This is a genomic window from Bradyrhizobium arachidis, assembly GCF_024758505.1.
In the GTDB taxonomy this organism is placed as follows: domain Bacteria; phylum Pseudomonadota; class Alphaproteobacteria; order Rhizobiales; family Xanthobacteraceae; genus Bradyrhizobium; species Bradyrhizobium manausense_C.
This window is the reverse complement of sequence record NZ_CP077970.1, coordinates 4280070-4293147: the sequence shown is the minus strand read 5'-3', so window position 1 is coordinate 4293147 and position 13078 is coordinate 4280070. Positions and strand designations below refer to the sequence as shown.

Below are 13078 nucleotides of genomic sequence, written 5' to 3'. Positions count from 1 at the left end.
GTTCGGCAAGGCGCGACCTACCGAGATGGCAGGAGACGTCGCTTTCTTCCAAAAGGGGCGACGTTCATCCGCGGCCTGAGGATCTTGAATGACCCCGACACATCTTTGTGCCGGGGTCAAACAGCGTTAGCGCACACATTCTGCTTGCTCAGCGAGCACGAAGCAGAATCAAAGGAGCTGAAAGTCGTTCGTGTGGTTCGCCAGGTCAGACTTCGTGATACCGACAAGGGTAATCGTACTGGCACTGTCGTAAGCGATCACGGCATTGCCCTTTACGTCGGTGGTTGCACTCAGAATCGCAGCGACACTGGCGAACAAGTTATGATCGAATGCCAGCACGTCCTTCGAGAGATCGAAGCTGGTGATCGTGTCCTTTCCGAAGCCGCCGTGGAAAATGAATGTGTCCGCTCCGACGCCGCCCGCGAACTGATCTGCGCCGGCGAGCCCCTCGATCAGATCCGCGCTACCCGTACCTGAAATTTTATCCCCGCCCGAAGTACCGAGGATGGCTACAGGGCTTGACCCGCCGTTATTGCCGGCAAGATCAACGGCGCTCGCCGAGAACGAATGCTTTGTATCGGACAGATTCGAAATCGAGATACTCCATTTTCCGTTCGCCGCAGCAGTGCCCGTACCTGCGACCGCATTGCCGTCCAGAAGTGTCACGGTACTCCCCGCTTCGGACGTACCACTGATCGTCGTGGTGGTTCCCTTCTTTGCAGTCGCGACCTGAAGCATGTCTGCGATCGTCGTGACAGGCGCGGTTGTGTCGAGCGTGAAGGTGAACGTTGCCGAGCTTGCCGAGGTGTTACCCGCCACATCGGTTTGGTGGACAATCACGTCCTTCTGGCCATCGCCCGTGAGCGTCAGACTCGTGCCGGTACCGTTGAGCCAGTGCGCGCCGTTGTCGGTGCTGTATTGCCAGTTCGCCGCGGTCTCGAGGCCGGTGACGTCGACCACGCCAGATTTTGTGATCTTGTCCGTGCTCGAGCTGCCGCTGTCCGTATGCAGCTTGAGCGAAGGCGCCGCCGGCACGGTGGTGTCGAGCCTGAATATCAGGCTGGCAGCCACACTGATGTTGCCCGCGCTGTCCCGCTCTTCGACAAAGACGGTATGTTGACCATCGGCCGTGCCGTTGGTCAGAAACACCGGCGCGATGGTCGAGAAACCCGTCCCACCGTCGGCCTTGTACAACAGCACGTCGCCCGCCGCCGACGCCGTGTAGATGATGGACGGATCGCTGGTGATCCTGTCGCTGTTCAAGCTGCCGGTATCATGCGCCAGAGCCAGCGTCGGAGCCCCCGGGGCCGTCGTGTCCTTCGTAGTGGTGTCGCCGGTGCCAGCGGCCGTATTGCCAGCCGTGTCGGTCAGGGAGATCGACGCCGTGATTGGGCCGTCAGTCAGCCCGGACAGATCAGCCGCGCTAGAGCCATCACCGCCAGGTCCACGAAAAACATCGTGGAGAGGATTGCCATCCGAGAATCTGACGATCGCAACCGCGTCGGCATCAACCCCCACAATCGTGAAACCAACTGCCGACTTCTCGGCATCGTTGATGAAGCCGTCGCCGTCGTTGATCGTCACGGACGCTGTTGGCGATGCATCCGCCGTCGTGTCCTTCGTAGCGGTGTCGCCGGTGCCGGCGGCCGTATTGCCAGCCGCGTCGGTCAAGGAGATCGACGCTGTGATCGGGCCGTCAGTCAACCCGGACAGATCAACCGCGCTGGAGCCATCACCGCCAGGTCCACGAAAAGCATCGTGCAGAGGATTGCCGTCCGAGAACTTCACTATCGCAACCGCGTCGGTATCGACCCCCACAATCGTGAAACCAACTGACGACTTCTCGGCATCGTTGATGAAGCCGTCGCCATCGTTGATCGTCACAGACGCTGTCGGCGATGCATCCGCCGTCGTGTCCTTCGTAGTGGTGTCGCCGGTGCCAGCGGCCGTATGGCCAGCCGTGTCGGTCACAGAGATCGACGCCGTGATTGGGCCGTCAGTCAGCCCGGACAGATCGGCCGCGCTGGAGCCATCACCGCCAGGTCCACGAAAAACATCGTGGAGAGGATTGCCGTCCGAGAACTTCACGATCGCAACCGCGTCAGCATCAACCCCCACAATCGTGAAACCAACCTCCGACTTCTCGGCGTCGTTGATGAAGCCGTCGCCGTCGTTGATCGCCACAGATGCTGTTGGCGGTTCATCCGCCGTCGTGTCCTCGTCGTAGAGGGTCGCCGTTGCGGTACCGGGATCACCAACCGTGTAGCCGTAGTTGCTGACAAGATAGATCCCGAGGGTCTCCGATCCCTCGGTCAACCCGTCGCCGAAGGTGGTGAGGCGGTGCACGTAGGAGTCCGAGCCGGCCTCAAACCGGGGCGGAAGACCATTGTTGCCGGCCCAGGTAAAGTCGACCTCGTTGGTGGCCGAACCATTGTAGCCGAAGTCCAGTTGCATCGAGCTGCTGAGATTCCCGGTGCGATGGAACGTGAACACCACGTCATTACCTTCGGTCGCGGTGGTGGTGGTCGCGGTCACCGTCACGACCGGCGGGTCGTTGTTGGTCGTGTTCAGCAGCACCGATACGGTATTGTCGCTGAAATTCGATGTGATGATGTCGAGCTTGCCGTCGCCGTTCACGTCTCCAAGCACGTCAGAGGAAGTTCCAGAGCCCGCCGCATAGGTGGTCGCCGGCTGGAAGGTGCCGTCACCATTGCCTGGCAGCACTGCCACTCCATTCGCGACCGCGACGATGTCCGGCTTGCCGTCCCCACTCACATCGCCGACCTGAACGAAACCCTGACCGGCGCCGACATCATAGTTGGCCTGCGGCTGGAAGGTGCCGTCGCCATTGCCGAGCAGCACCGAGAGGTCATTCGAGGTTTGATTTGCGACCACGATATCCTGTCGACCGTCCCCATTCAGGTCCGCGACTTGTACTAGACCAGGCTGGCTTCCCGCCGCATAGCTGGCCGCCGCCTGGAAAGTGCCGTTGCCGTTGCCGAGCAGCACCGACGCCGTATTCACGCTGTAGTCCGCGGTGGCAAGGTCCGGCTTGCCGTCACCATTCACGTCGCCGATCGCAACCGAAATAGGCCCGGGAGCAGACGCTACCGCGTAGGTGGTCCGGGATTGAAACGTTCCGTTGCCGTTGCCGAGCGATATCGAAACCGTACCGGAGTTGCTGTTGGCGTTAACGAGATCTAGTTTCCCGTCCCCGTTCAAGTCGCCAATGACAACCTGGTGAGATTCCCCGACCACGACATTCGTCTTGGGTTGGAAGGTACCATCGCCATTGCCGAGCAGGACACTGTCCGTGCTAAACGAATTACCATTCGCGACAACAAGGTCCGGTTTGCCGTCGCCATTCAGGTCGCCGATCGCAACCGAGAGAGGTCCAGGTCCCGTTCCATACGTCGTCTGTGTCTGGAAGCTGCCGTTGCCATTATTGAGCAGCACCGACACGGTGTTATCGTTGGCATTTGCGGTGACGATGTCCGGCTTGCCGTCACCATTCAAGTCTCCACTTGCAACGGAAAGAGGTCCAGATCCCGTCGCGTAGGAAGTCTGCTGGAATTCGGTTGGCATCTTCGCCTCCTTCGGTTTGTCCATGCACGGCGTTGCGCATTCGACGAAGGCCAGCGGTTTGAGCTAAATTTAAAACTGTGGGTTTCGCCTTCTTCGTATGAGACTGCGCGAAGCGATCAATGCCGCGCGTTCAAGATCCAATCTATCGTCCCCATTGAGGTCTGGAACGAATATGAGGAGCCGCCGGTCAGGTAGTCGGTGTAGTCGGTGCGGGTGCGCTCGGTTCCAACAAACCGACGGCTTGTAACTGTCGATCTGCTTGTCATGGGCCATCAATAACTGCGGCCCTCGCCCACTTGCATAAGGCGGAAGTGAAAAGGGCCTACCGATGGCACTAGCGCTGCCACTTGGAACAAACGGTGAGTTCGGTACGTCGCCGATTTACGGGCAGCAGATGGCAATAATACTTGCCGTTGGTAACTGCGCTCTCTCGGGCTGTCATGATGCAAATGTACCATGCGTTGCAACTTTTCCCAGCAACCCACCCGCTCAGCGCAACGCCTCCATAAAGCCGTCAGGCTTCGCCGTCGCATCTGAAGCAAATCAAAGCGAGAGAAGGCGTAGACCTTTGAAGCTACGCCGCTCCGCCGTCGATCGCGTGAGGCCCAGCGCAGTGTAGGCGCGCGAACAGCGCCACGATTTCCGCCTGCCGGTGCGTGTCCGTTTTCGCGAAGATCGCCTGCATCTGGTTGCGTGCAGTTTGATAGGCAATACCGCTTTCGTCGGCAACGCGTTCGAGGTGTTCGCCCGATGCCACGCGCGTCGCGAGTTTGGCTTCGGCGGACGTCAGACCGAACAGGTTCCTTAGATGCGCTTCGGGCGGCATGGAACATTGTTCCAGGTCTCGGACAACCACAATTGCACGCACGACGGCCAAGACGTCGCGGACCACGCCGCCGCTCAGCGGCACCGCGTAGACGGCCATCGGGCGGCGGCCGGGCCGCGCAATGGCAACGGGCGGCATCACGGTCGCGCTCGCGTCGGCGTTTATCGCGCGCTCGATGAGCCGTCTGAGCGCGCGCGCGGCGTTCCGATCGTCTGTGGTCAGGTGCCCGTCGATGATACGCAGGTGATCGCCGAGCTTGCTGTCGGCCACCCTGTTCGTCCTGACGACGCGTCCGTTCTGATTGATGAGCAGCGCGGCCGTTTCCATCATGTCGAAAGCTTCGGAGATCCCAAGCGCCCGCACGAACCCCAATTCGCGTGCTACCGTGGCGGCGCTGGTCAAGGGGGGCCGAAGAGCGAGAAGCCGTTGTTGCTCGGCGGGGCTAAACGGTCCCTGTTTGGGACTGCGCTGAATTGCAAGACACCAATTGTCCTCACCCGCATCAAACGCCACGCCGGCGAACCATCGAAAACCACATCTGCCGAGAAGGTCGTTGTAGTATGGTGAGCGACGCATTTCCTCCGGCGAGGTGTGATCCTGATCCACCATGATCCCGGTGGAGAGCAATTTGGGAATACCTCGACTCCGCTCGTCGTGCTCGTACCAGCCTTCCTTGATGTACCGGTCCATCAATTCTGCAACGCTGGCCGTGAAGGTAAGGCCGAGGGGCCTGTCGCTTGTTTTGATCGGAATCAGCGCCGCGCCGACAGCGCCGGCAGCCGCCGCAATTTCATCCAATGCCGGGGTCCAGCAGGACGGGTCGAGCGCCGCCTGGGTGATCGCTGCATGTATTGCGGTTAGGTCCCACGAGGTACGCATGCCTGCCTCGCGTCCGGTCGTGTTGGCGTGCTAGCCTGCTCAAAACTGCATCAAACTATCCGCGGAACAACAACCCCGCATCAATACTGTGAGAAAAGGTGACCTTTCTGGGAAGCCAGCGCCGACAGCAGCTCTACGACGCACCGAAATCCCGCGGCGTAAACGACAGGTCGAGCACCTTCCATTCCTGATATTTGTCCGCCGGCAGCATCTTGTAGGGCTGGCAGGCCAGGAGCGCGCTCTTGGCCGACTCTAACATGGCCAAGCCCTTCGCTGGCGATGCGCTGGCCTCGATCAGGATCGGCTCGCGCGCCAGTGTGCCGTCGGTGGCCATCACCGTGCGCAGCTTGATGTGCACCTTGTCGGTCGGCGCGACTCCGTCCGGCAGTTTGGTGCAGCTTCGCAGGTGGCGGCGAAACTCCGCCACGACCTCGGGCGCAAGCTTGGCTGCCATCGAGTCCTGCGCAGCGCCGCCGTCGTCCTTCGACGCGTCCTTGGTCGCGTCCTTCGGCGCGGCCGGCAGTTCCGGAGGCAACCCCAGCATGACGCCGTATTTGAGGGTGACGTCAGGCTCCGGCTGAATATAGGCCGGGGCCGCAGCTTGCGGCGGCGGTTGCGGCGCGGGCCGTGGTTGCGCTTGCGGCTGTGCGTTGGCCTCGCGATGTTTTTGTGCCGATGGCGGCTGCGGTTGTTGCTTCGGCGGTTCTGACGATGCCTCCGGCATCGGTGACGGCGAAGGTGCCGGCGCAGGCGGCCTGGGCGGCTCAGCGGCCGCCTCCTTCTTCTCGGTGACGTCGAGCTTCGGCAGCTTCAGGTCGAGGGGCGGCTCAGGCGGCTTGTCCTTGACCTGCTCCTTGACCTGCTCCTTCGCTTCCTCTTCCTTCAACTGCTCCGGCGTGACGATGTCGAAGGAGACGGTCTCGGTGGGCGCTGCGTGAAACGGATGGACCTCGCTGATCAGGATGATCAGTCCCACCAGCGTCAGATGCGCGAGCGCTGAGGCCGCAATGTCCGTCCGTATGATCCGCCGCGGTTCCATGGCCTGATTTTCGGTTGCCATTCTGGTCCTAGCATACCGGAACCGCCCCTCAATCCCATTTCGGTGCGAAGCCGAAATCGGTCAGCCGGCCCTTCGGATGGGCGAGCGCAAAGATCTGTTCCATCTCGTCGTCCGACAACTCGAAATCGAAGATTTCGATGTTCTCCGAGAGCCGTTCGATACGCGAGGTGCGCGGGATGGCCGAGACGTTCTGCTGCACCAGCCAGCGCAGGCAGATCTGCGCCGGCGTCTTGCGATGGGTGCGCCCGATCTGCGCCAGCGCCTGGTCGCTCCTGATGCGCCCCTTCGCGATCGGGCTGTAGGCGACCAGCGCAAGCCCGTGACTGTCGCAGGCCGCCCTCACCTTCGCCTGGTCGAGATAGGGATGATACTCGACCTGGTTGCAGGCCAGCGGCTCCGGAGACAAGGCAACCGCCTCCTCGATCAGCGCCACCGTGAAATTGGAGACGCCGATATGCCGCGTCAGCCCCATCCTCTTCGCATGCGCCAGCGCACCCAGCGTTTCCGCCAGCGGCACGTGCGGATTGGGCCAGTGCAGTAGCAACAAATCGACTGCGGGAAGCCGCAGCCTGACAAGGCTCTCCTTGACGGAGCGCTCCAGGTCGTGCGGCGCGAAATGGTTGGTCCAGATTTTTGTGGTGAGAAAGATGTCGTCGCGCCGCACGCCAGAGGCGCGCACGCCGTCGCCGACCTCGCGTTCGTTCTCATAGACCTGCGCGGTATCGATGTGGCGATAGCCGAGCCGCAGCGCCTGTTCGACCACGCGCGCGCAGGTCCGGCCGCTCAGCTCCCAGGTCCCCAGTCCGATCGCCGGGATTTTTGCACCCGAGATTCTTGCACCCTTGGCTTCGACGAACAGCATGAGGAATCCCTCGCCTTCGCACGCCCCATCGCATTATGGACCTGGCTCGCGGGACTGCCAACCGAAGCAACCCAAGGGCGAACAGGATTTCACGGCAAGCCCTAACCGGGCCTTGATCAGCCCTTGATCAGCCCTTGGCCAGCGCCTGGAACACGGTGTCGGGCGCGTGCGCGATCACGGCGAGAAGCGCCCGCGCAGGTCCGCGCGGCGCGCGCTTGCCCTGCTCCCAATTGCGGATGGTCTCGACCGGCACGCCGAGCTTGGCGGCAAACTCCATCTGGGTGAGACAGGCGCGGCGGCGCAGATCACGCACTTCAAGCGAACCGCCTTCACCGGAGGCGACGGCAGGCAGCGGAAATTCCTGCCCGTCCCGCAGCTCCACGATCCGTCCGTCCGCTTTCAGCCGTAGGCGCATGTTCATCCCCAAGCAGGGCGATGATCCCTGAAGCGGCTTAAGTTCGGATTAACGATAGGGGTCAGTGGCCCGAATGGAGCTGCGCTCCATCCGGGCGGCCGTGCCTACCACACACACCGACGTCATCCTGAGGTGCGAGCCTTGCGATGCGCTTGCACCGCAAGGTGAAGCCTCGAAGGATGGGCTACGGGCGCTCGCGGCCCATCCTTCGAGGCGCGCAAGGGCGCGCACCTCAGGATGACGATTGAGTTTGTGGAGACGGAAGATCGTAGCCAGGATCCTACTTCAGGCCGAACCACAGCGTGGCGATGCCGAGGAAGGAGAAGAAGCCGACGACGTCGGTGACCGTCGTGACGAACGTCCCGGAGGCAACCGCGGGATCCGCCCTCACCCGCTCCAGTCCCATCGGGATTAAAATGCCGCCGAGCGCCCCGGCAAAGAGGTTCACGATGATCGCAAGCCCGATCACGAACCCGAGCCCGGGGATCTTGAACCAGGCCACAGCCGCAATGCCCGTGATCACGGCAAAGGCGAGACCGTTGACGAGCCCGACGAGGCCCTCGCGGACCACCACGCGCCAGGCATTGCTGGCGCCGAGCTCGCGCGTCGCCAGCGCCCGCACCGCCACCGTCATGGTCTGGGTCGCGGCGTTGCCGCCCTGGCTGGCGACGATCGGCGCCAGCACGGCGAGCGCCACCATCTTCTCGAGCTGGCCCTCGAACAGGCCGAGCACCGAGGACGCGAGGAAGGCGGTCGCAAGGTTCACCAGCAGCCAGTTGAAGCGGCCGCGCGCAATCGTCAGCACGGTATCCGAGAGCTCTTCGTCGCTGGTGACGCCGCCGAGCGCCTTCAGGTCCTCGTCGGCCTCCTCCTCGATGACGTCGACGACGTCGTCGACCGTGATCACGCCGACCAGCCGGTCCTGCGTGTCGAGGACGGGAGCCGCCACCAGATTGTACTTGCCGAACATGCGCGCCACCTCTTCCTGGTCCTCCAGGACGGAGACGCGGCGGCGATCCTCGTCGGTGAGGTCGGTGAGCGGCACCGGCCGGCGCGCGCGCAGGAGCACGTCGAGCGGGATCGCACCGAGCCAGTGCTGGTCCTTGTCCACGACGTAGATCTCGTAGAAGCGGTCGGGCAGATCCGGCGTGTCGCGCATGTAGTCGATCGCCTGGCCCACCGTGAAATCCTGGGTCACCGCGATGAACTCGGTCTGCATCCGCCGGCCGGCGGAATTTTCCGGATAAAGCAGGCTGCGCTCGAGCGCGACGCGCTCTTTCAGCGGCAGCTTCTCCAGGATCTCTTCCTGCTCCGCCTCGTCGAGGGTCTCGAGCAGCTCGACCGCGTCGTCGGATTCGAGCTCGCGGACGCCCTCGGCGACCGTCTCCGCCGGCAGCTCCTCGAGGATCTCCTCGCGGACGGTCTCGTCGACCTCGTTCAGCGCCGAGAAGTCGAAATCCCGGCCCGTCAGCTCGACCAAGCGGACGCGGTCGTCGGGCTCGAGGGCCGCGATCAGGTCGCCGAGGTCGGCCTCGTGCAGCTCGGCGACGATGGCGCGCAGCGGCGCGGCGTCGGCGGCCGCGATCGCATGGGCAATCTCCGCGACGAATTCATGACGAATTTCGCCATCTTCATTGCGCATCGGAACGTGGTCGAGTACCGACGTCTCGGCGGAGGGGGCAACGTCCATTTGCTCGTCCATGGCGCGCCTCGCCGTTTGACAGGATGGATCAATTCATTTGTGCTGTGGGCTTTGGCAATACCCACAAGGCAACGTCGAGTGCAATGACAAAGATGCGTCGATCGAACCGGCCCCTGATGCTTGCGAGCGCGATGCTTGCAGCGGTCGCCTTCGCGACTCCCGGCATGACACCCGCTTTGGCCTCAGACTGCCCGCGCAAGGATGCGCTGGGCACCGCGCGCGTCCTCACCGTCGATCCCAAGGCGTATCCGCGCGTCGGGACCAAGAGCTTTCCGCAGACGCTGCCGCTCGCCGATCACGAGGTCGTGCTGACCTTCGACGACGGCCCGCATCCGCCGACCACCTCAAAGGTGCTGGCGGCGCTGGCGCAGGAATGCGTGCGCGCGACCTTCTTCCTGATCGGCCAGCATGCCGCCGAGCACCCCGACATGGTCAAGCGGATCGCGCGCGAGGGCCACACGATCGGCCATCACTCCTTCTCGCATCCGATGATGTCGCAAATCCCATTCGACAGGTCCAAGGACAATATCGACCGCGGGATCGCGGCAGACGAGATGGCGCTGAACGGAGCGTCGACGACAACGCCTTCGACGCCGTTTTTCCGCTTCCCCTATTTCGAGTCGACGCCCGCGACCCTCGACCTCCTGCAATCGCGGGGCATCGCCGTGTTCGGCGCCGACCTCTGGGCGAGCGATTGGGACGAGATGACCCCGGAGCAGACATTGAAGCTGGTGACGGATCGCCTGGCCGCCGCAGGCAAGGGCATCATCTTGTTTCACGATAACAAGGCGCGCACGGCCGCTATGATGCCGGCATTCCTGCGCTATCTGCGCGAGAACGGCTATCGCGTCGTCCACATCGTCCCGCCCGGCCGCACGCAACGGAATGCCGACGCCGCGCGTTGATGCGAGAATGTCACGCCGCGGCAAAATGCGGCGAAAATGAGCCAGTTAAGGCTCTGTTCATGCTAGTCCGTGCATTCATAACGGCTCCACGGGCCTGAACCGCCATGGGCCGCTTTTAGACCAACGTTCGGACATAACGCGGATCGGGCGCGAGGGTAATTGGTGATTCATGATCGGTAGTGGTGTTGGGACACGATCCTGGATCGGGCTTGGCCTCGGCCTATTGACCGCCTCGGCCATTGCCAGCTCGGCCATGGCGGCGGATTGCCCCGGCAATCCGGGCGCGCTCGGCACGTCGCGCACCATCGTTGTCGACCCGCGCGAGCATCCGCTCATCGGCACGATGCAATACCGCGAGACACTGCCATTGAAGGACCATGAGGTCGTCCTGACCTTCGACGACGGTCCGCTGCCGAAATACAGCTACCAGGTCCTCAAGATGCTCGCCGACGAGTGCGTCAAGGCGACCTTCTTCATCATCGGCAGCCAGGCCAAGGCCAACCCGGACGGCGTGCGCCGGCTGGTGGCCGCGGGCCACACCGTCGGCACGCACAGCATGAATCATCCGCTGACATTCGACAGGATGCCGATCGAAAAGGCCGAGGCCGAGATCAACGGCGGCATCGAGTGGACGCAGGCGGCGATGACCGATCCGTCGGCGCTGGCGCCGTTCTTCCGCATTCCCGGCCTGATGCGCGCCGAAGGCGTCGAGAACCACCTGATCTCGCGCGGCATCCAGGTCTGGAGCGCCGACTTCCCCGCCGACGACTGGCGGCATGTCTCCTCCGAGCGGGTCTATCAGCTCGCGATGCAGCGGCTGGAGGCCAAGGGCAAGGGCATCTTGCTGCTGCACGACATCCAGGCGCGCACGGTCGCGGCGCTGCCCAAGATCATCCGGGATCTCAAGGCGCGCGGCTATCGCATCGTGCATGTGGTGCCGGCGACCGCCGACCGGCCGGCGACGCCGACCGAGCAGGTTGAATGGCTGATGCACCCGCCGTCGGAGACCGTGCCGATTGCACGCTGGCCCAAGGTCCCGAACTTCGTCTTTGCCCGCACCGACATGCTTCCGGCACCGGCGCTGGCGGATTTGCACACCGAGATGCCGCGCCCCGTCGCCCTGTCGCGCCACATCTCGGCGCAGGCGAGCGCGGTGACGCTGCCGGTGCCCGGCCGCGACGTCTTCGACATTCCCGAGAAGTCGCTCGCCGTGCTGATGGCGTCGTCGTCCCGGCGCACCGCGACACGGATGACATCGGCCGAGCCGGCGGCGACGCCGCTCACGGCTGCGCCGAAGAACGGCAAGAGCAAGGGAAAAACCCGTGCGAAGATCGCCGCTGCGGCTCCGCGCGGCGCACAACCTGCGCACGCCGCAAACGCCAAACGGCCGGCACAAGCCAACGTAACCCGGCCGACGCGCGTCGCCAGCCTGAAGAAGCGGCAGCAGTGATCCGCCTGCTCGGCTACCTCGTCAGGATCTTGGCGACACAGAGCAGCACGATCAGCGCCATGAAGAACAGGTCCATATAGGCCTTCAGCTCGCCGTCGCGCCGCAGCTTCGCGACATCGGTCACGATCTGCTTGCGCACATTGGTCCCGCCGGAGCCGTCATTGATCGGCGCCTGCAACCTGCGCGTTTCGGCCTCGAGCTTCTCAATCTTCTGGTAGAAGTAGAACGAGCGCAGCGTCGAGACCGCGCGCATCGCGCTGTAGACCAGCACCAGGATGGCGAGAAGCGCCTTGTTCTCGTACTTCTCCAGGAAGTTCAGGCTGAAATAGACCACCGCCAGGAACAGGAAGTTCGTGAGGAAGCGGTAGACGAAGCTCAGAAGGACCATGCTTGCTCCAGCCAGGGATGGCGCAACCGTTTGAGCGTTTGCGAATCGTGAGGTGTCGGTCGCAAGCCGGGACGGCCGGCCTGAACGCTGCGTACCGGTCTACGCCAGTATCATTGCAGCAGGGATACGAGTGCATCTGCGGGGCGCGGCGCCGCTCGGAGCGGAACACGCGCGCTGTGCGCCTTTTAGCCCTGCATGGGCATAATGCAAGAGATCGCGAGCCGCCAGCGACGACGACCTTGCTCGGATGCGTACCGGCCACAACGGCTCAATGGAGATTGGGCCAAAGTCGCGGTACACTGTGTTCTGCCACCTGACTTGCCGTCCGATGTGGGGTCTGCCAATGCCGAAGAAGGGAATCACGGGCCACGACGAATGGGTCCTCACCGAGGCCCTGGCGACGGCCCTCGTCGCGCTGGAGCAGCTTGCCACCAAGCACCAGCCGCAGGCCCATATGGAAGACATCCGAAAGCTGCTTGCCAACGGCAAGGAGCCGGCCACCGTGAGCCTGCACCTCGCGCAGGCCAAATGCCGTCTGTTCCCCGACCAGGATCCGCTGGAGATCTACCGGGAGTACGGCATCGGCGACGAATACGGCTAACGGCGCGCGGCCGCGCCCGCGACCGCAGCATCGCTCGAATTCGGTCAGGGCTGCCCGAACCGGAAGTTCACGCCAACCGTCGCCAGATGGACCTGACGTCGGGCATCGACGAAGAATGCGGATCCCGTCGGTGTTGCGCGTGTAACCCGCGCGGTTGGTGCCGAGATCGACGTAGTTGTATTCCGCGAACACAGACCAGTTGCGTGCGAGGAGATATTCGAAGCCGGCGCCGACGGTCCAGCCGACCGCACGGACACGGTCATGCGAATTGACGCCTCAACTACGCATAGAACTCGAGCTGGGGCCGGAGCGAGTGACGGGAATAGCCCCTCGCATTTTGATTCGGGCGCGCTCGGAGGACAGTCGTATTTATTGCGATCTCAATTACTTACCAAGATGGATAAA

10 protein-coding genes are annotated in these 13078 nt (G+C 63.1%); 3 read left to right on the top strand and 7 right to left on the bottom strand.

The features are described 5' to 3' along the window. Nucleotides 1-168 precede the first annotated feature (168 nt). The 6 genes from KUF59_RS19645 to mgtE form a co-directional block, all read right to left on the bottom strand. A complete protein-coding gene (locus KUF59_RS19645) occupies nucleotides 169-3585 on the bottom strand; it encodes a beta strand repeat-containing protein (RefSeq protein WP_212459957.1) in 3417 nt (1138 codons plus the stop codon). A 574-nt stretch (nucleotides 3586-4159) separates the two neighbouring features. Beyond that, the gene (locus KUF59_RS19640) at nucleotides 4160-5290 is read right to left on the bottom strand and encodes a helix-turn-helix transcriptional regulator (protein WP_212459958.1); all 1131 of its coding nucleotides are present in this window, start codon (nucleotides 5288-5290) and stop codon (nucleotides 4160-4162) included. A gap of 133 nt (nucleotides 5291-5423) precedes the next feature. Continuing rightward, a complete protein-coding gene (locus KUF59_RS19635; protein ID WP_212460210.1) occupies nucleotides 5424-6329 on the bottom strand; it encodes a hypothetical protein in 906 nt (301 codons plus the stop codon). A 49-nt stretch (nucleotides 6330-6378) separates the two neighbouring features. Further along, on the bottom strand, nucleotides 6379-7212 hold the full coding sequence (locus KUF59_RS19630; RefSeq protein ID WP_212459959.1) for an aldo/keto reductase: 834 nt from the start codon (nucleotides 7210-7212) through the stop codon (nucleotides 6379-6381). 127 nt (nucleotides 7213-7339) lie between these two features. Continuing rightward, entirely contained in the window at nucleotides 7340-7633 is a 294-nt protein-coding gene (locus KUF59_RS19625) for a helix-turn-helix domain-containing protein (RefSeq protein ID WP_212459960.1), read from the bottom strand. 274 nt (nucleotides 7634-7907) lie between these two features. Next, entirely contained in the window at nucleotides 7908-9329 is a 1422-nt protein-coding gene (gene mgtE, locus KUF59_RS19620; protein ID WP_212459961.1) for a magnesium transporter, read from the bottom strand. Between the two features lie 116 nt (nucleotides 9330-9445). On the opposite strand from mgtE, the gene KUF59_RS19615 reads away from it, so the two are divergent. Both KUF59_RS19615 and KUF59_RS19610 read left to right on the top strand, forming a co-directional pair. After that, nucleotides 9446-10234 carry a polysaccharide deacetylase family protein gene (locus KUF59_RS19615; protein ID WP_212460211.1) on the top strand — a complete coding sequence of 263 codons (789 nt, stop codon included), beginning with the start codon at nucleotides 9446-9448 and terminating at the stop codon, nucleotides 10232-10234. Nucleotides 10235-10403: 169 nt separating this feature from the next. Then, nucleotides 10404-11684 (top strand): polysaccharide deacetylase family protein, encoded by a 1281-nt coding sequence (locus tag KUF59_RS19610; RefSeq protein ID WP_212459962.1) that lies wholly within the window; start codon nucleotides 10404-10406, stop codon nucleotides 11682-11684. A gap of 13 nt (nucleotides 11685-11697) precedes the next feature. Here KUF59_RS19610 and KUF59_RS19605 read toward each other — a convergent pair whose 3' ends face one another. Beyond that, nucleotides 11698-12072, bottom strand: a complete 375-nt coding sequence (locus KUF59_RS19605) for a hypothetical protein (RefSeq protein WP_212459963.1) — start codon at nucleotides 12070-12072, stop codon at nucleotides 11698-11700. A gap of 343 nt (nucleotides 12073-12415) precedes the next feature. Between KUF59_RS19605 and KUF59_RS19600 the strand changes: the two genes are divergently transcribed. Then, nucleotides 12416-12673, top strand: a complete 258-nt coding sequence (locus KUF59_RS19600) for a hypothetical protein (protein WP_212459964.1) — start codon at nucleotides 12416-12418, stop codon at nucleotides 12671-12673. Nucleotides 12674-13078 lie beyond the last annotated feature (405 nt).